Raw genomic sequence first — 18,357 nt, 5'->3', positions numbered from 1 at the left:
CTCGTTCGTGAGTGTTTCTGACTCACCTTCTTAGGGCTTCGGAGTTTTCTTTATCCAAACCAAGTAAATCAAGCTTCCAAGTTGCTTCAGATTTTTTTGTGTCTTATTCCGAGCCGCTGATAGGCAATGGAGCCCAAGTCGACTTTTTTTGAAGAGACGACGCACTTTTAAAGGAATCAATGTGACAAGCACCATGAACCTTTCCAAACCCACTCTGATAGCTCGCGCTCAAGAGCAAATGCAGGCCCAGTTTCAGGTTCCGAAACGCAGTGTGCGGGAAAAGTTGGCTTTGACCTGTCGCATCCTGTTTGATGGCGGTCATGACTCCGGGCTGGCGGGGCAGATTACAGGAAGGGGCGAGCAGGAAGGCACCTATTTCACCCAGCAGTTAGGCTTGGGTTTTGATGAGATCAGTGCGTCCAATATCTTGTTGGTAGACGAGGATCTGACTGTGCTGGAAGGCCAAGGGATGCCCAATCCTGCCAATCGTTTTCATTCCTGGGTCTATCGGGCTCGCCCGGACGTGAACTGCATTATTCACACGCATCCCTTGCATGTGGCGTCCTTATCCATGTTGGGTGTGCCCCTGGAGGTATCCCATATGGATAATTGCACCTTGTATGAGGACTGCGCTTTCCTAAAGGACTGGCCCGGTGTGCCGGTGGGCAATGAGGAAGGGCAGATTATTTCTCAAGCCTTGGGCAACAAACGTGCTATTTTGCTGGCGCATCACGGCATGTTGATTGCAGCCAGCTCTATTGAGGAAGCCTGTGTGCTGGCCCTGCAGTTTGAGCGTGCGGCGCGGATGCAGTTGTTGGCCATGTCAGCGGGGCAGATCAAGCCTATTCTTCCGGAACTGGGCCGAGAGGCTCATGACTGGATTCTTCGTCCGCGACGTTCCGAGATCGGGTTCGAGTACTACGTGCGTAAGGCATTGAAACGTCACGCAGATGTTCTTGCGTAAAATAGGCAGGCTGATGCTTATCGGCCTGCCTGTTTGGATCCGGCAAGCTACTATCGGCTCTGAATCCCTGGTTTTTTGCGAAATCCATGATTAATCTTCCCTTTCGCCTGCGTGCTTTGCGACGTCAGCACGGCTTGTCGCTGGAGCAATTGGCCCAGCGTACGGGCCTGACCAAAAGCTATCTTTCCAAGCTGGAGCGGGCGGTCAGTGCTCCGTCTATCTCTACCGTGGTCAAGCTGGCCCAGGCGTATGGCATGGGCGTGTCGCAATTGATTGGAGAGGCAGATCTGGATCAGGACGAAAGTGTCTGCGTGGTGCGTCGTCATGATCGCACGCCCTTGCCCAGTGTGGCGGGCCACAGTGCCTACCGTTACGAAAGCATGGCGGGGCGGCGGCGCCTTCGTTTGATGGACCCGTTTGTGATCTATCCCCCGCATGACAAGCAGCAGCCTGCACCCACTTTTCCGCATGGGGGCGAGGAATTTTTGTTTGTGATTCAGGGACAAGTGCAAGTCACGATTGCGGAGCACAGTATTAGCCTGGAGGCGGGTGACTCGGTGTATTTCGACTCGGAGCTGCCCCACAGTGTGTTGAGTCTGGGTGATCAGCAGGCACAGGTCCTGGCGGTGACTTGTTCGGACAAGGGGCCGACAGCGGGGCGTCGTAAGGCATCTGATGCACAGGCCTGATCCTTGTTTGCTGAATCAGGGATGACCTGGACCGCGCTCAAGGGTAGGCTGAGCCACCAAAGTATGCGCAGGGCGATGGAGCCAGGTGGCGGAAAGCAGCAGGAGTCGAACCTACCTGGGAACGTCTGACGCCCCCAACCGGGTTTGAAGCCCGGCCGTGCCACCGGGCACGGATGCTTTCCATTGAGGCCCTATCATACGTTAGGGCCGATTACGCTTCAACGATCAGGGCGCTGCACGTTTCGGCACTCGCAACGCGCTCTTGTTTCAATCCGCTGCCGCCCAGGCTTCACCCCGTAATACATGGCGATCTCGTACACGTCGTGTATAGCCGACGCGATCAAAGAACTCCAGAATCTGAATGGCCCGTTTGCGGCCCAGCCCCGTTGCGTCCCGGAACTGCGCGGCGCTGACGCCTTGGCCGGTGTGCAGTTCGCTGACGATATGGGCCAGCGCTGCGATTTGGCGGCGGTGATAGAACAGGTCATGCACGATCTGAAACAGCTCGCCCTGGCGGACCAGGCGGCGCAGCACGTTGCGGGTCTGGTCTTCCGGGGCTTCGGTTTCTTTGGCCAGATCCCTTGTCCACGGAGGGTCGAAGCGGCCTGCCTCGATCAAGGGCAGCAGGGCGGTAGCCAGGGCTTCGTCTTCGGGGCTCAGGGTGACGCGGTGACCGGGTGTATGTAGCCAGGCTCCTTGTCGGGCCAGGCGCTGCTCTGCCAGCAGATGTTCGGTCAGTAGCTGCCAGATTGTGTCGGGCATGGTGGGGGCGGCCATGCGTCGCAAGCGGCTGATGGACAGGCCCGGCTCGTCCGGATTGCGCTCGTGAAACTGCAGCATCACGCTTTCTATGTGCTGACACAGCGCTTCCAGGCGTGCATCGCTCAGCAGGATTGGCTGACTTTGTGGGCGAGATCCGGTGTGCCAGCGGGCATTGGCGGGGGCGCTCAAGCCTTGTTGAGATCCTCCCGACAGACGCAGCAGCGTTGCTTCGTCCAGGCCGTAAGGCGCTTGCGCCAGCAGGCCTTCCAGTGGGCCGCCGCGTGTCCAGTGCGCCAAGGCGTCCAGCCAGGCCAGGCGTGTCGTAGAGCGTCGTTTGCGGTCCGGCGCATTTGGGTCCAGCACAATCCCGCCGCCGACTGTTTCGCTGGCCTGGGCGTTGCGCAAGATAAAGCGCTCGCCCGTCATGGTGCAGATCGGGCGGTCAAAGACCAACTGGACCTTGCCGGTCTGGCCGGGCTGCAAGGACTCGCCATCCAATGGGACGGCATGGGCTGTCAGGTGCGCGGCTCCCATGTGGACATGCCAGGGAGACCAGGTGCGCAAGGCGGGGATGTCTTTGTCCAGCAGACTGAGCTCTACGTCGATACGAGTGGAGGGGATGAAGCAGCGGGAGTCGGCCAGCCAGTCACCACGCTCGATATCCTGCACATCAATCCCGCCCAGGTTCAGGGCGCAACGCTGGCCCGCCAGGGCTTGGCGAGAGGCCTGATTCTGGGCGTGAATACTGCGTACCCGAACGGGTGTATCGCGTGGCATCAGGCGCAGATCGATAGCGGGGCCATCCAGATCCAGAACACCCTCGTGCACGGTGCCGGTTACGACCGTGCCGTGGCCTTGCAGGGTGAAAACGCGGTCAATGGCCAGACGAAAATAGCCTTGGCCATCCTGTTTGGCGGATTGCATGGCCTGTGCGTGCAGATGCTCGCGCAACGCTTCCAGGCCGGGTTTGTCATCGGACAGGGCATCGACAACGAAGATGGGGGCTTGGTCCAGAAAGGTGCCGTGGACAAGTGCTTGCAGCTCGGCTTTGACTGCTTCAATGCGAGCCGCATCGGCGCGATCAGCCTTGCTCAGGACGATGGCCCCCGCCTGCAGACCCAACAATTGCAGCACGGCCAGATGTTCGCGGGTTTGCGGCATGACGCCATCATCCGCCGCTACGATCAGCAAACCAAAATCAATGCCGGTTGCTCCTGCGACCATGGTATGTACCAGACGTTCGTGGCCTGGCACATCAATAAAGCCCAGGATCTGCCCGTCCGGCAAAGGCGTATAGGCATAGCCCAGCTGGATGGAGATACCGCGTTTTTTTTCTTCTTCCAGACGGTCGGTATCCACGCCGGTCAAGGCGCGGATCAAAGTGGTTTTGCCGTGATCGATATGGCCTGCGGTACCAACAATCATGCTTGCTCGGGAATCAGTTGTGCGCTGAAGGCAGCCTCGAAGGGTTCTTCCAGACAGCGCAGGTCCAGCCAAAAGGCATCTTGCGCAATGCGCCCGATAACGGGCTGGGGCAAAGTGCGCAGGCGTTTTTCCAGTTGAGTCAGATGGCGGCCCGGACGTCCGGTGCCTTTGTAGGCAAAGCGCAGCCCGAAGCTGGGCAGTACATCTTCGGGCAGGGCACCGCTGCCAATCTGGCTCAGCATGGCAATGGGCTCGACAGCAAATTGTGTGCCCACCCATTGCTGCAGGACAGGAGCCAAACGCAGCGCCTGGGCGCGCATTTCAGCTGCAGGCCGGGTTAGCAGACGCAGGGTGGTCAGGTGTTCGGGTAAGCGCTCTGGTGAACGGTACAAGGCCAGCACAGGTTCCAGCGCGGCCAAGGTGATCTTGCCCACGCGCAGAGCGCGTTTGAGCGGGTTTTTCTTGATCTTGGCGATCAGGTCGGCACGACCTACGATCAGACCGGCCTGGGGGCCACCCAGCAGTTTGTCACCGCTGAAAGTCACGATATCGGCACCGGCTTCGATAGTCTCGCGCACGGTAGGCTCAGGCGGCAGACCCCACTGGCTCAGGTCCACCAAGGTGCCACTGCCCAGATCCACGCTGGTTGGCAGCCCGTGTTTCCTGGCGATCTGTGCAACCTCTTCGACTGAAACGCTTTTGGTGAAACCTTTGACGGCGTAGTTGCTGCAATGCACCTTCATCAACATGGCTGTGCGCTCGTTGATGGCGTTTTCGTAATCAGCCGCATGGGTACGGTTGGTGGTGCCCACTTCATGCAGGCGAGCACCAGCACGCTTCATGATGTCCGGAATACGAAAGGCACCGCCAATTTCAACCAGCTCGCCGCGCGACACTACAGTTTCGCGCCGGGGGCTCAGGGTGCTGAGCATCAGCAGCACGGCGGCGGCATTATTGTTCACGACTGTGGCGGCTTCAGCGCCGGTCAGTTCGCAGAGCAAGGGGTTGATCAGGTCATCGCGGTCGCCTCGGCCGCCGGTTTCCAGATCAAACTCCAGATTGGCGGGCGAGCGCATGGCCTGGACGACAGCCTGTATGGCCTCGTCCGGCAGCATGGCACGCCCAAGATTGGTGTGCAGCACGGTGCCGGTCAGGTTGAAGACCGGGCGCAGCTGCAACCGGGACTCTTCCTGCAACTGTGCTTGCAGTGCTTTGGCAAGCTGAGCGGGCTCCAGATCCTGAGGGCTTAGTGATCCCTTCAACACAGCCTCTCGCAGTGCCTGTAAATGGCCGCGCGTGCTTTGACTAAGGCGCGTATGGCCGAACTGGCTTAGCAAGGGCTGGAACTCTGGCGAGCGCAGCAGGCGGTCCAGGGAAGGGATATGGGCGGGGGAGAGTTCAGGAGTAGGGCTCATCATTCAAAGGCAGGCATTTGAGTCTATGGGCGGGTCCGTCAGCTACGCCTTGCGCGTGAAGCAGCAAGGCGTAGGGGAATCTTAGCTTAAGACTGGTTCCAAAGAAGCGGATTGCCGCTGGCGCGGGAATAGCCTTCTTCGCCCATCAGAACGTCCAGAGCCAGACTGGCCAGATCGTCCGCAACCGGATCAAGGCCCAGTTGTTTTTCCTGGTAGAAGATTTTGCGGTAGGTGTGGCAGTTGTCGCAGGACTCGGCCTTGATCCCTTCCGGGCCATCTTCAATGGCGTGGTAAGCCACGCTTTTGGTGCTCTCGCAGTGCGAGCAGGTCACCCGCACCAGATGCCATTCCACGCTGCAGCGGGGGCAGCACATATAGCGGCAACCATCTTCACGGCCACCGACACGTACCACGCTGGATACGGGCAGGCTGCCGCAAGATGGGCACACGCCAAAGGGGCTGGTCACGGACAGTTGGCCTTCGGTCAATGAGCAGGCCAGGTGCGTCCAGTAGACCTGCAAGGCGGCCATCACAAAGGGGGCAGCGGCACCGTCTTGTTCCGGCAATTGCTCGGCCAGAATGGCGTCGGCCAGGTCTTCCAGCTTTTGCGGATCGGACTGGGTTTTGTTGAGCAGACCCTGGCAAACCTCTTGGGCGGCGGCAGGCACGTCCGAGGTCTTGATCATGTGATTGAGCAGGCTGCTCAAAATGCTGAGCCACTGCGGATCGCGCTTCCAGCCCGATGCCAGCAAGGGCGGCATGCCGTGCCTTTGTGCCGTTTCCAGCACATCAGCGGGCAGTTCGGCCGGGGCAAGTGCAGTAAGCTGCCTGTGCTGCCCGTCCACCAGATGCGCCAGCAAGAGCAGGTAGGCGCCGACGGGATTGCCGTCAGCCAATTGACGCAGACGCGCTGCCCGGTCTGCAAAGACGCTGGCTCGCACAGGCAGGCGCAGTCGGGGGATGGAGGTGTGGTCCAGACTTTCGATTTCGCCGCGCGGAAGGATGCGTTGCAAGACAGACTCCTGAAAACAGGACTGCCATGCCCGAAATGGCGCATGGCAGCCGGGTTGCTTATGTACCAGAGCCCCGCTTATTCGGCAGGACGGCTGGGACCTTTTTCCATTTCTTCACGGAACCAGGCACGGTGGTGCTTCCAGGCCCAGGCACGGGTGACCGTACCACGGGTCATGGCTTTGACCGAACCCTTTACCCAGATACCGGCGTAGATATGCACGATAATCGCGCAAATCATCAGCAGGGCGCAGACCGCGTGCAGCACGGAGGCCAGGCGGATAGCCCAGATGGGGAAGAAGGCGGAAAAGTATTCGCGCCACATCACCACACCGGTTGCCAGCAGGCCGATCATGAAGATCACCAAAGCAAAAAACAGGATCTTTTGCCCGGCGTTATAGCGGCCTACTTCGGGGATACGCTCGTCCTTGGCATTGAGCACGTCCTTGAAGTGACGCAGCCAGGCCGCGTCACCCTTGGAGAACATATTGTGCCGTACCATGCGGGCCGCAAACAGGAAAAAGCACACAAACATCACCACGCCAATAAACGGGTGAAGAATGCGTGTCCACGGGCCACCACCAAACAGATTGGTCAGCCAGTACATTGACGGATGAAACAGCGCCAGCCCGGACAAGGCCAGCAGCACAAAGCTCATGGCAATGATCCAGTGATTAATGCGCTGACTGGTGGTGTAGCGCTGAATCATGCCCTTGCGGTTGTGATCAGTCATGGTGAGCCTCCTGGATCTTGCGTGCGTCCTCGTCGGCGCGGCGCTCGTCTTCCTCGTCGGTCTCGTTAGGACCGGTTCGGATGTAGTGGAAGAAACCAATCAGGGCGGTCAGTGCCATGGCAGCAACCCCCAGCGGTTTGGCCACTCCCTTCCAGAGCGAGACCATCGGACTGATCTGCGGGTCTTTGGGCAGATCGCTGTACAGCTCGGGCTTGTCGGCGTGGTGCAGCACGTACATGACGTGGGTGCCGCCCACTCCGGCCGGGTCGTACAGACCGGCGTTTTCAAAGCCACGCGATTTCAGGTCTTCGATACGCTCTGCAGCGTGGTGCTGCATGTCTTCTTTCGTACCGAACACAATCGCGCCGGTAGGACAGGTCTTGGCACAGGCCGGTTCCTGTCCGACCGCGACACGGTCCGAACACAAGGTGCACTTGTAGGCTTTCTTGTCCTTTTCCGAAATGCGGGGCACATCGAAAGGACAGCCAGTAACGCAGTAGCCGCAGCCAATGCAGTTTTCCTCGTGGAAATCCACAATGCCGTTGGTGTACTGCACGATGGCGCCCGGCGAGGGACAGGCCTTCAGGCAGCCTGGGTCCTCGCAGTGCATACAGCCGTCTTTGCGAATCAGCCATTCCAGATCGCCAGCGGGGTTTTCATACTCCGCAAAACGCATGATGGTCCAGGACTTGTCGGTCAGGTCAGCCGGGTTGTCATACACCCCGACGTTGTGACCGATCTCGTCGCGCGTATCGTTCCATTCCATGCAGGCGACCTGACAGGCCTTACAGCCAATGCACTTACTGGTGTCGATCAGCTTGGCCACCTCCCCGCCCACGGGCTCGCGCACGCTGGGCATGGGGGTGGTGGTTGCGGAGCGCCGTTTGATATCAAGTGATTGCAAGGCCATGGCTTACTCCTTAATCTTTTCAAGTTGAACCAGGAAGGCCTTGGTCTCTGGCGTTTGCGAGTTGCCATCACCCACGGGCGGTGTCAGTGCATTGATCAGGAAACCAGGTCGTGCCAGACCCACAAATCCCCAGTGCAGCGGGATACCCACCTGGTGGACAACCTTGCCATCCACGTTCAGGGCCTTGATGCGCTTGGTCACCACCGCCACGGCCTTGATATAGCCACGGTTGGAGGACACCTTGACGCGATCGCCTTGCGCAATGCCCACTTCCTTGGCCAGTTCCTCGCCAATTTCCACAAACTGTTCCGGCTGCACGATGGCGTTCAGCTTCACGTGCTTGGTCCAGTAGTGGAAGTGCTCGGTCAGGCGGTAGGTCGTGCCCACATAGGGGAACTTGTCTACGGTACCCATGGCCGCCAGGTCGTCCTTGAAGATACGCGCTGCCGGGTTGGTCATGGCACGTGGCTCGTCAGGACTGAGCGGGTTGTAGCTGAGCGGGCTTTCAAAAGGCTCGTAGTGCTCGGGGAAGGGGCCTTCTGCCATGCCTTTACGGGCAAAGAAGCGGGCGACACCTTCGGGGTTCATGATGAACGGACCCATGCCATCAGCCGGATTTTCATCGGCCTTGTAGTCAGGGACGTCCGCACCACCCCAGCGCTTGCCATCCCAGTGAACCAGGCTGCGGCGTGGGTCAAAGGGCTTGCCGGTCAGGTCACAGGAAGCACGGTTGTAGAGCACGCGGCGGTTTGCTGGCCAGGCCCAGGCCCAGTTCAGCGTCTGGCCGATGCCGGTTGGGTCGCTATTGTCGCGGCGAGCCATCATATTGCCTTGCTGCGTCCAGGCACCGGCATAGATCCAGCAACCGCTAAGCGTGGTGCCGTCGTCGCGCAATTCGGCAAAGCCATCCAGCTGCTCGCCTGCTTTACGCGTGATCTTGGTCGGATCCTTGGGATCATGCAGATCCACCAGTGCGCGGCCCGAGTATTCCTTGGCCAGTTCAGCGGCGGTTGGATCATCCGGGTTGGAGTACGGCCAGGACAGGTTCAGGATCGGATCAGGGAAGGCACCGCCTTCTTTCTGGTACAGCGAGCGAATGCGCGTGAACAGCGTACTCATGATCTCGATGTCGCTCTTGGCCTCGCCCGGAGGGTTGGCGGCCTTCCAGTGCCATTGCAGCCAGCGGCCCGAGTTCACCAGTGCGCCTTCTTCCTCGGCGAAACAGGTGGTGGGCAGACGGAAGACTTCGGTCTGGATGGAGGCGGAATCGACATCATTGTGCTCGCCATAGTTCTTCCAGAACTCTGACGTTTCCGTGACCAGCGGGTCCATGATGACCATGTACTTGAGCTTGGAGAAACCACGCAGCAGCTTGGCCTTGTACGGTGCCGCCGCCAGGGGGTTGAAGCCCTGACAGATGTAGCCCGTCATTTTGCCTTCGTCCATCAGCTCGAACACTTGCAGCATGTCGTAGAGCTTGTCCAGCTTGGGCAGATAGTCGTAGGCCCAGTTGTTCTCGGCCTGAGCGGCATCACCAAACCAGGCTTTCATCAGGCTGACGTGGAACTTCTTGTAGTTGCGCCAGTAGCTCAGCTGGTTGGGGCGTAGCGGCTGTTGGGCACGCGCGCCAATGTAGCCGTCAAACTCCTTCTCGGCCTGGTTGGGCAAAGTCAGGTAGCCGGGCAGCAGGTTGGACATCAAACCCAGGTCAGTCAGACCTTGAATGTTGGAGTGTCCGCGCAGCGCGTTCATGCCACCGCCGGCAATACCAATATTGCCCAGCAGCAACTGCACCATGGCACCGGTACGGATGATCTGCGAACCAATACTGTGTTGCGTCCAGCCCAGTGCATACAGAATGGTGCCCGCGCGACCCGGTTCAGCGGTCGAGGCCAGCATTTCACAGACTTTCAGGAACTTGTCCTTGGGCGTGCCACAGACGCGTTCCACCATCTCGGGCGTATAGCGCTCGTAGTGCTTGCGCAGCAGTTGGTAGACCGAGCGTGGGTGTTGCAAGGTGGGGTCGGTTTTGACGTAGCCGTCCTCGCCCAGCTCGTAGTCCCAGGAGGACTTGTCGTAGCTGCGTTTTTCTTCGTTGTAGCCCGAATACAGCCCCTGCTCGAAGTCAAAGTCTTCGCGCACGATAAAGGGCATATCGGTGTAGTTGCGCACGTATTCGTGCTGGATCTTGTCGTTATCCAGCAGGTATTTGATGACGCCACCCAGGAAGGTGATGTCACTACCGGTACGTATAGGCGCGTAAAAGTCCGCTACGGATGCCGAACGCGTAAAGCGTGGATCCACAACGATCAGTTTTGCATTGTTGTGTGCTTTGGCCTCGGTCACCCATTTGAAGCCACAGGGGTGCGCCTCGGCTGCGTTGCCGCCCATGATCAGCACAATATCCGCGTTCTTGATGTCGACCCAATGGTTCGTCATCGCTCCACGGCCAAACGTCGGGGCAAGACCTGCCACCGTCGGGCCGTGTCAGACACGTGCTTGGTTGTCGAACGCCAGGACGCCCATACTGCGGACGACTTTATGAGTGATATAGCCCACTTCGTTACTGCTGGCCGATGCCGCCAGCATGCCGGTGGTCAGCCAACGGTTCACCACGGTGCCATCTTCGGCGGTTGCCTGGAAGTTGGCGTCGCGGTCTTCTTTCATCAGCTTGGCAATACGCGTGAAGGCGTCTTCCCAGGAAATGCGTTCCCACTTGTCCGAGCCAGCGGCGCGGTATTCGGGGTATTTGAGTCGGTTGGGGCTCTTGATGAAATCCACCAAGCCAGCGCCCTTGGGACAGAGTGTGCCGCGATTGACCGGGTGGTCGGCATCGCCTTCGATGTGAACCACGCTGGGCTCGGCATTCATGGCACCGTCACCACGGGAGTACAGCAGCACTCCACAGGCTACAGAACAGTAAGGACAGGTATTTCGCGTCTCTGTCATGCGGGTCAGCTTGTACTGCCTGACTTCCGCCATGGCGGGGGTGGGCGCAGCGCCCAGCAGAACCATGCTGGAACTGGCCAGCGAGGCCCCCGTCACTTTGAAGAACTGACGCCGATTCATGTTCACCATGCGGCTCTCCAATAGGATTGTGTTTTCGTGTTTGAAATCGTGAGGGGAGTCGCCTTGTGAGCTCTGCCCCTGTTTTATAGTTGAACAGTATAAGCGTTGAACTTATGGGTTACTGCCCATAGAGCGTGACTAGTTGATCAAGGACAATCTTGATTCTATTGAGGTTTTCACGCCAGAGCCGCAAGTGTAGTCGGGGATGCGGGTATTCACCTACTATTTGTAAGGGATTTTTTCAATTTAGCGGGCTTGTTTGAAGAATTCGATCTGGAAGCTGCCGGGCAGCTCGAATTCCACGTGATGCAGGACCTGAGGCTCAATCGCCACGCATTGCCCGGCGGTCAGGACCACTTCGGTAAAGGGCTCCTCGTCCAGCGCAAAGCGTAATACGCCGGTTTGAACCCGTAGCAGGCCCCAGGTGCCGACCTTGGTGTTGTGAGCGCGGCGCAGGGCGTCGGGCAAATTGTCTGGCGTGAAAACAGGGGATTGGCTGTAGCGTTCCAGCCCTTCGGGCAGGGTATCGGGCAAGCGTGTTTGATTGCTTTGCGCTTGATAGGTTTGCCAGAGTTTGGCGGCAATGCGGTCTGCCATAGCGTCTGCCTTCTGTTGCAGGGCGGGTTTGCCCAGATCGGCCGTGGTTTGGTGGAAAATTTCCAGCCAGTGTTCAAACAAGGGCCAGGATAACTCGGGTAGGGCGGCATGGCGCGCAATCGGGGCGCCCTTGAAGCGGCGTGTGCCCAGCAAAATGGCCGACCAGAAATCGCACAGCATATCCAGATGCTCGTCCCAGTCTTGCACATTGTGTTCAAAAATCGGGCCTAGCTGCGCATCTTGCCGCACCTGGGCGTAGAACTGGGTCACCAGTTGGCGGATGTTGGCTTCGGTGTAATCGGCCTGTGGCGGCAAGTGTGTCATCGGTATCAAGCAGAGAAGCTAAAAGTCGGCATTCTCGGTCTGCTTGAAAGGTCCTCAAATGACAAAAGTCATGAGTGCGTCGATCGCTTAAAAAGAGCGTTGGGCTGGGCTGGCCAAGCGGCGCAGGTGGGCCTGGTCGTGTACCTGCCAGTCGCTGCGTTTGCCACTGACGTAGCCGCGCGCCTGCCAGTCTGTAAACAAACGGCTCAAGGTTTCTGCCCGTATCCCCAAATGGGCGGCCAGTTGCCGCTGGTTCAAGGGCAACTGGATATTTTCCCCTTGGCGGGCTTGCAGATTCAGCAAGTAGTTCGCCAGGCGCTCGGCGGCCGAGCTGGCGGAAATCCAGTCCACTTTGTTGACTTGCGCATACAAGGCGCTGCTCAGGCCCGCCATCATGTTCATGGCCAGTTCGGGCCAGCGGCGGCAGGCTTCTTGCAGACTGCTGCGCGAGAGCTTGTAGATGCGTACGGTCCCTTTGGCGCGGGCGCACATGGGGTAGCGACCATGCGGCATGAACATGGCGGCTTCCGCCACTAGCTGGCCGGGTTCGAACACGTTGAAAACACGCTCGTCACCATTTTGGCTGTAGCGCAGGATTTCTACCTGGCCGCTATCGACCAGCAGGCAATGGCGGGCCTCGTCACCTTCATTGAACAGAATTTGCCCGGCGCTGGCGTTTTGAGCCAAAGCGTCACGGCACAAATGCTGGATGACCTCGATGGGCAAACCTTGCAGGAGACGGTGGCGGGCCAGCAATTCAAACAAAGCTGGACACGGGCCGGGCATGTTGACTTTTGTCATTTGGGCGCTGGGATGAAGATGGGAGAATTTCCATTTGATAATAGTTCTCATTATACGAATCTTCATGCCATATATCTATCAAGGGTTTTGCCGCTGGGCTGCTCCCCAGGCAAAAAGTGCCCGTTCAGACAGAGGGCAGCAGGCTATAGACAGCCATGCGCGTGGGCTTCTCTTAAACCAGGCTGCTCCCAAGGCAATTGATGCTGGCTTATCAGGTAAGCGTGCTGCCATGCCCCGTCTGGGTGAACCTGATCTAAAAAACGGGGCACAGGTTCACGTTTTGGGTGGAGTTAAGAAGCGGGCTCTTGCTCGGTTTGCCTCTACGGCGCTGGGTACTTCCAAAAGAGATGGCCGTGGGATGTTCGTTCGTAAAGTCTTGAACCGTGTTTTGCCTGGCTTGCTCTTGGCCTCGCTGGCAGTAGGTGCTCAGGCCGCTCCCCGTTATGAGTCCCTGACTCTGGCTGGTCCAGGCGCGGTGGTGTCCTATCCCCTAATGCATATGGCGCAGACCCAGGCCTTGAGCCAATACACGGACAGGCTGGAGTTTCGTCTGTGGCAAAACCCGGATCAGTTACGTGTCCTGCTGGCAAAGAAAGAGGTGGATTACAGCGCTGCGCCCAGCAATTTGTCCGCCTTGATGTTCAACAAGGGGCAGGCCGTCAAACAGTTGAATATCTCGGTTTGGGGGATTTTGTGGCTGGTCAGCCGTGATCCTGCCGTCAAGAGCTTTAGCGATCTGGCTGGTAAAGAACTGCTGGTGCCATTCCAGCGTGATCTGCCTGCTGTCCTGCTGGATACCTTGCTAACCAAGCAAGCCGAACCGGGCAAGGAGGCCGTGCGCTTGCGCCGTACCCGCGATGCTCAGGACGCCATTGCCTTGATGCTGACCGGGCAGGGCGATCAGGCCTTGCTGGTCGAGCCTACTGCCTCCTTGCTCTTGTGGCAGGCCGAGCAAAAGAAGGTGGAGCTGCATCGCGGCCAAAGTCTGGAGCAAGCCTGGGCGGAGGTGTTCCCTTCGCAACAGGCGCTGCCTCAAGCCGGTGTCATGGCTAACGTCACCGTTGCCCACGATACCGAGCTGAATCAGGCCGTGGAACGGGCTTATGCCGAGTCGGCCCGTTGGTGCAGCCAGCAGCCGCAAGAGTGCGCCCAAATGGTTCATGGCTATCTGCCCCAGTTCCCGGTTCCGGCGATTCAAACCGCGATTGAAAAGACACGTCTGGACAGCCGCCCGGCCACTGAAATCCGCCCTCAACTGGAAGCGCTGTACCAATTGCTGGCGGATCAGCATCCCCAAGCTTTGGGTGGTGGTCTGCCTGCTGCCGGGTTTTATGGACCATGAAAACCAGGTCTCATTTAACAGCCCGTAGCTCTCGTGCATGGGGTCTAGCGGGCGTGCTGCTGATCTTGCTGTGCTGGCAGATCAGCGCCCTGTTTCTGGGGCCTTTGCTGATGGCATCCCCTATAGAAACCGCCCGCGCTATTCCGCGCTTGATGATGTCCGGCCATTTTCTGAATGACGCCGGAGCCAGCCTCTTGCGTGTGGCAATTGGCGTCAGCGTGGGCTGCTCCATCGGTTTCACGCTAGGCATTTTGGCGGCACACAGCCCGCGTTTGCGTGGCTTGCTGGAACCCCTACGGTGGCTGCTAATGGCGATTCCGCCTGTGGTGGTCGTTGTGCTGGCCATGCTCTGGTTTGGCCTGGGTTCGGGCATGGTGATTTTCATGACGGTACTGATGATGGTGCCGGGCATGTACGTGAACACTGTCAAAGGCATGTTGCAGGTAGACCGCGACCTGATCGAGATGAGTCACGTTTACCGCTTTGGCTGGTGGCGTCGTCTGCGTCACCTGTATCTGCCGTCCCTGACGGCCCCCTTGACGGCTGCTTTACTGATCGCCTGCTGCGGCGGTGTCCGTCTGGTGGTGATGGCCGAAGTGCTGGGAGCAGAAAGTGGTGCGGGCTATGCCCTGGCCAATGCGCGCAGCACCTTTGACAGTGCCGAGCTGTATGCCTGGGTGTTGCTGATTCTGGGTCTGGTCGCCGCGATTGAATTTGTCCTGCTGCAACCCTTGCAGCGTCGTTTGGGACAGTGGCGGGAGGACAGCCATGCTTGAACTCAGCCATGTGCAGGTCCTGTTCGGGCAAAAGCCGGTTTTGCAGGATTTAAGTTTCACCTTGAAGGCCGGGCAGCGCCTGGGCGTTCTGGGGCCTAGCGGTGAAGGAAAAAGTACCTTGCTGCGTTTGGTGGCAGGGCTGATCAAGCCCGATAACGGCCAGATCTGGAACGAGTTTCGTCACCCTGTGCTGGTGTTTCAGCAGCCTCGTTTGCTGCCTTGGCGCAGCGTGCTGGACAACGTGCAGATTCCGCTGCGCGCGCAAGGTCTGTCCGCTACGCAAGCCAAAGAGCGTGCCATGCACTGGCTGGGGCAGGTGGATCTGGCCGATGTTGCCCAGTCCTGGCCCGGCGAGTTGTCCGGTGGCATGGCGCAGCGGGTGGCACTGGCCCGCGCCTTTGCCTTGCAGCCGGATTTATTGCTGCTGGACGAACCTTTCAGCGCTCTGGACCCGGCCCTGCGTAACAGTCTGGCTCAAGTCTGCCTGCGTTGTCTGGAAGAAACCGGAGCGGCACTGCTGTACGTCAGCCATCAACCCCGTGAATTGATGCGGGTCGCTGATTCCTGCCTGCTGCTGCAAAAGGGACGGGGCCAGCTGTTTGAGCCTGTGGCCCCGGCGGATACCGTTGCCCGCGAGCGTCTGGCCGATTCCTTGTACGCCCAACTTTTGTCTCAGGAGGCTTTGACGCCATGACTGCCTATCCCGTGATTCTGTTGTTCCACCTGTTTGCCGCCCTGTTTTTCATCGGCACGGTGTTCTTTGAAGTCCTGATGCTGGAAGGCATACGCAAGCACGTTCCGCGAGAGGCCATGCGTACCCTGGAAATTGCGATTGGTGATCGCGCCCGCCGCATCATGCCCTGGGTTCTGCTGGTTCTGTACAGCGCCGGGATAGGTCTGGCCTGGCATCACCGCGCTGCGCTGGCCCATCCTTTTGACAACACCCTGGGCCTGTTTCTGACGATCAAGATTCTGTTGGCGCTCAGCGTTTTTGGCCACTTTCTGACGGCCATGACCTTGCGGCGCACCGGACGCATGAAGTCCATCCATTTCAAGCGCATTCACCTAAGCGTGTTCTGTCACATGGTCGGGATCGTGATCCTGGCCAAGACCATGTTTTATCTGCACTGGTAATTTCACTTTCTATCGAGAATACGATGTCACACGTTCCTGTATTGCGTCGGCTGACGATCAGCCTGGCGCTGGGAGGCCTGTGGTCGGGCGCCGCCTGGGCCGACCCGTCTACCTCCACCTTGTCTCCCATTGTCATCAAGGCGCCTGTCGGGCAAAGCGTGCTGCAGGCTGACCTGCGACAAGAAAGAGCCCGCCTGGGCGCTGTGCCCGGTGGCACCAATTTGATTCAGCCGCAAGATGAAGTGCGTCTGGTGACTTTGCGCGATGCCCTGGACTATCAGCCCGGTCTGATCGTGCAGGATTTCTTTGGCGGGATTGATCAGCCACGGCTCAATATTCGCGGTTCGGGGATTCAAAGCAATCCGGTTAATCGGGGTGTCTTGCTGCTGCAAGATGGCCTGCCTTTGAATGAGGCAGACGGCTCGTTTGTGATCGGTTTTCTGGAACCGCGCAACAGCTCCTTGATCAGCGTGCGGCGCGGTGCGAATGCCTTGTCCGCCAGTGCGACCACCTTGGGTGGCGAGCTGAATTTCCGTTCCATGAATGGCACGCAGGGCGATGCCATCAGCGTGGAAGGTGGCAGCTTTGGGCGCTTGGGTTTGTATGCGGCCAAGGGCTTTCAGACGGACGAGTTTGATGGGCGATTGGCTGTCAGTCATGACAAGGCCGATGGCTATCGTCATCACTCGGACTCCGAGCGCACGAATGTGCAGGGCAATATTGGTTTCAGGCGCGGGCAGTTCGAGAACCGCACTTACCTGTCCTATGTGGATTTGAAGTTTGATATTCCCAATGTGGTCCCGCGTGAGCGTCTTTACAGCGATCCGCGCAGTGTGATGGGGGATTACGGCACGCCGCAGGATATGGCGGCCAATGTCTATAACCGCGATCCGAATCGCAAGGCCACCCAATTCCGTCTGGCTAACCGTAGTTATTGGGGTACCGAGGATTTCAACCAGACCGTGGGCCTGTACTGGCAGACGGTGGACGATACCTTTACGAATCCGCAGGTGTCTTCGCCCACCAAGGGGAATACCTATGGGGCGCAGTGGCAAGTTGCGGGCCGCGAGGGTTCTCTGGACTATCGTGTGGCCTTGGACTGGGCGCGCAGTGATATGGATCGTGAGCTGTATGCGGTCAATCCTGCCAATGGCAGCCGTGCGCTGTTTTTTGGGGACTATCGTCTGCGAGCTGAAAACCGCAATGCGCTGTTGGGCTTGAGCTGGAAGGTGGCGCCCCAGTGGACGGTGGTGGGGGATGTGAAGTACAGCCAGGCGATTCGTGATGCGCGCAATCGTTTGGGGGGCGATACCTTGAATCAGAAGTGGTCGTATGCCAGCCCGAAACTGGGCGTGGTGTGGCAGCCGTCCGAGGATTTGCGGGTGTTTGCCAATGTCAGCCGCAGTCATGAAGCACCTACGTATTGGGAAATCATCAGTGCGGAAGTGCCGCAGCCCATGAATGTGCGTTCGGCCGTGACAGGGCTGACGGAATTGAATGTGCAAAAGGCCACGACTTTTGAGTTGGGTGGAGCAGGACGTTTGGGTAGTGGCGAGTCGGCGGTGGATTGGTCCTTGGCCGTGTATCGCAGCAATGTGAAAGATGAGCTGATGGCTGTCAGTGATGCGACAGGGGCGTCGTCGGTGACGTTCAACTATGGTGATCGCACGCGGCATCAGGGTGTGGAAGCGGGTTTGAGCGGTTCTTTGCCTGCTCCGGCGGCGGGACGCTGGGACTATCGTCTGTCTTACACCTACAGCGATTTCCGTTTCCGTGGCGGCGAGTATGAAGGTAATCGTATTGCCGGGGTGCCCAAGCATTTGCTGGGGGCGGAGTTGATGTATCGCCGTGGTGGCTGGCGCTTTGGGCCGAATGTGCGCTGGCTGGCTTCGGATACGCCGACTAATCATCAGAATGTGGAAGGCACGCATCAAAATGCCTATGCTATTTGGGGCTTCAAGGTCGCTTATCAGCATGACAAGCATTGGAGTGCTTATCTGATGGCGGATAACATTTTTGATAAGACTTATGCCAGCAGCTATGTGATTCGTCGTTCGGCTTCGGAGGCGATGCCGACTTATCTGGCGGGCAATGGCAGGAGTTTCTTTGGTGGGGTGAAATATAACTTCTGATCGTTTTTGGTGCCTCAGGTTGTAGTTGGGGGGCGGAATAAGGACTCAGGCAGGAATTGTCTCAGTGAAGACGCCCCTCTGGCCTGCGCCGGGGCCTTGGGGCTTGAGCGCTTGCCGGTGCTGCGCACCGGTCCCCTTGTCGAGAGATCAGGCAGGGCGCACCCAGAACTCACCCGGTACTTGGTCCCCCGGACCAAGTACAAGCGTCGGGTTCAAACAACTGGGTGCTTGTACCCCTGCCTGATCTCCCGCCTGCGGCAAGCACTCTGAATC

At 58.7% G+C, this 18,357-nt stretch carries 15 protein-coding genes and 1 tRNA gene; 7 read left to right on the top strand and 9 right to left on the bottom strand.

Features of this window, described 5'->3' with window-relative positions; genetic code table 11:
* The first annotated feature begins 181 nt into the window (after positions 1 to 181).
* On the top strand, positions 182 to 964 hold the full coding sequence (locus tag DUD43_RS17210; RefSeq protein ID WP_153231235.1) for an aldolase: 783 nt from the start codon (positions 182 to 184) through the stop codon (positions 962 to 964).
* 86 nt (positions 965 to 1,050) lie between these two features.
* Positions 1,051 to 1,653 carry a helix-turn-helix domain-containing protein gene (locus tag DUD43_RS17205; protein ID WP_153231234.1) on the top strand — a complete coding sequence of 201 codons (603 nt, stop codon included), beginning with the start codon at positions 1,051 to 1,053 and terminating at the stop codon, positions 1,651 to 1,653.
* A gap of 86 nt (positions 1,654 to 1,739) precedes the next feature.
* Here DUD43_RS17205 and DUD43_RS17200 read toward each other — a convergent pair.
* From DUD43_RS17200 to DUD43_RS17160, 9 genes are all read right to left on the bottom strand, one after another.
* Positions 1,740 to 1,835, bottom strand: a tRNA-Sec gene (locus DUD43_RS17200).
* 85 nt (positions 1,836 to 1,920) lie between these two features.
* Entirely contained in the window at positions 1,921 to 3,840 is a 1,920-nt protein-coding gene (selB, locus tag DUD43_RS17195; RefSeq protein ID WP_153231233.1) for a selenocysteine-specific translation elongation factor, read from the bottom strand.
* A complete protein-coding gene (gene selA / locus DUD43_RS17190; protein WP_153231671.1) occupies positions 3,837 to 5,255 on the bottom strand; it encodes an L-seryl-tRNA(Sec) selenium transferase in 1,419 nt (472 codons plus the stop codon). The genes selB and selA overlap by 4 nt, the downstream gene beginning before the upstream one ends.
* 86 nt (positions 5,256 to 5,341) lie before the next feature.
* On the bottom strand, positions 5,342 to 6,268 hold the full coding sequence (fdhE, locus tag DUD43_RS17185; RefSeq protein ID WP_153231232.1) for a formate dehydrogenase accessory protein FdhE: 927 nt from the start codon (positions 6,266 to 6,268) through the stop codon (positions 5,342 to 5,344).
* 77 nt (positions 6,269 to 6,345) lie between these two features.
* Positions 6,346 to 6,999, bottom strand: a complete 654-nt coding sequence (locus DUD43_RS17180) for a formate dehydrogenase subunit gamma (RefSeq protein ID WP_108728432.1) — start codon at positions 6,997 to 6,999, stop codon at positions 6,346 to 6,348.
* Positions 6,992 to 7,909 (bottom strand): formate dehydrogenase subunit beta, encoded by a 918-nt coding sequence (gene fdxH, locus DUD43_RS17175; RefSeq protein ID WP_088451917.1) that lies wholly within the window; start codon positions 7,907 to 7,909, stop codon positions 6,992 to 6,994. The genes DUD43_RS17180 and fdxH overlap by 8 nt, the downstream gene beginning before the upstream one ends.
* Positions 7,910 to 7,912: 3 nt before the next feature.
* Positions 7,913 to 10,987, bottom strand: coding sequence for a formate dehydrogenase-N subunit alpha (fdnG, locus tag DUD43_RS17170; RefSeq protein ID WP_153231231.1), 3,075 nt, complete (start codon positions 10,985 to 10,987; stop codon positions 7,913 to 7,915).
* Between the two features lie 237 nt (positions 10,988 to 11,224).
* Positions 11,225 to 11,899 carry a DUF1971 domain-containing protein gene (locus DUD43_RS17165; RefSeq protein ID WP_153231230.1) on the bottom strand — a complete coding sequence of 225 codons (675 nt, stop codon included), beginning with the start codon at positions 11,897 to 11,899 and terminating at the stop codon, positions 11,225 to 11,227.
* Positions 11,900 to 11,986: 87 nt separating this feature from the next.
* Entirely contained in the window at positions 11,987 to 12,700 is a 714-nt protein-coding gene (locus DUD43_RS17160; RefSeq protein WP_153231229.1) for a Crp/Fnr family transcriptional regulator, read from the bottom strand.
* Between the two features lie 358 nt (positions 12,701 to 13,058).
* On the opposite strand from DUD43_RS17160, the gene DUD43_RS17155 reads away from it, so the two are divergent.
* From DUD43_RS17155 to DUD43_RS17135, 5 genes are read left to right on the top strand one after another with little or no spacing between them, the layout of a single operon-like run.
* Positions 13,059 to 14,042: an ABC transporter substrate-binding protein gene (locus DUD43_RS17155; RefSeq protein ID WP_228125834.1), complete on the top strand. Its 984-nt coding sequence runs from the start codon at positions 13,059 to 13,061 to the stop codon at positions 14,040 to 14,042.
* On the top strand, positions 14,039 to 14,818 hold the full coding sequence (locus tag DUD43_RS17150; protein ID WP_153231228.1) for an ABC transporter permease: 780 nt from the start codon (positions 14,039 to 14,041) through the stop codon (positions 14,816 to 14,818). The genes DUD43_RS17155 and DUD43_RS17150 overlap by 4 nt, the downstream gene beginning before the upstream one ends.
* Positions 14,811 to 15,512 carry an ABC transporter ATP-binding protein gene (locus DUD43_RS17145; RefSeq protein WP_153231227.1) on the top strand — a complete coding sequence of 234 codons (702 nt, stop codon included), beginning with the start codon at positions 14,811 to 14,813 and terminating at the stop codon, positions 15,510 to 15,512. Before DUD43_RS17150 ends, DUD43_RS17145 begins: the two co-directional genes overlap by 8 nt.
* Entirely contained in the window at positions 15,509 to 15,952 is a 444-nt protein-coding gene (locus DUD43_RS17140; RefSeq protein WP_035270184.1) for a CopD family copper resistance protein, read from the top strand. Before DUD43_RS17145 ends, DUD43_RS17140 begins: the two co-directional genes overlap by 4 nt.
* Before the next feature lie 23 nt (positions 15,953 to 15,975).
* The gene (locus DUD43_RS17135; RefSeq protein ID WP_153231226.1) at positions 15,976 to 18,084 is read left to right on the top strand and encodes a TonB-dependent receptor family protein; all 2,109 of its coding nucleotides are present in this window, start codon (positions 15,976 to 15,978) and stop codon (positions 18,082 to 18,084) included.
* The last annotated feature ends 273 nt before the right edge of the window (positions 18,085 to 18,357 follow it).

The organism is Alcaligenes faecalis, assembly GCF_009497775.1.
GTDB classification, from domain to species: domain Bacteria; phylum Pseudomonadota; class Gammaproteobacteria; order Burkholderiales; family Burkholderiaceae_B; genus Alcaligenes; species Alcaligenes faecalis_D.
This window is presented reverse-complemented; position numbering and strand designations above follow the sequence as displayed.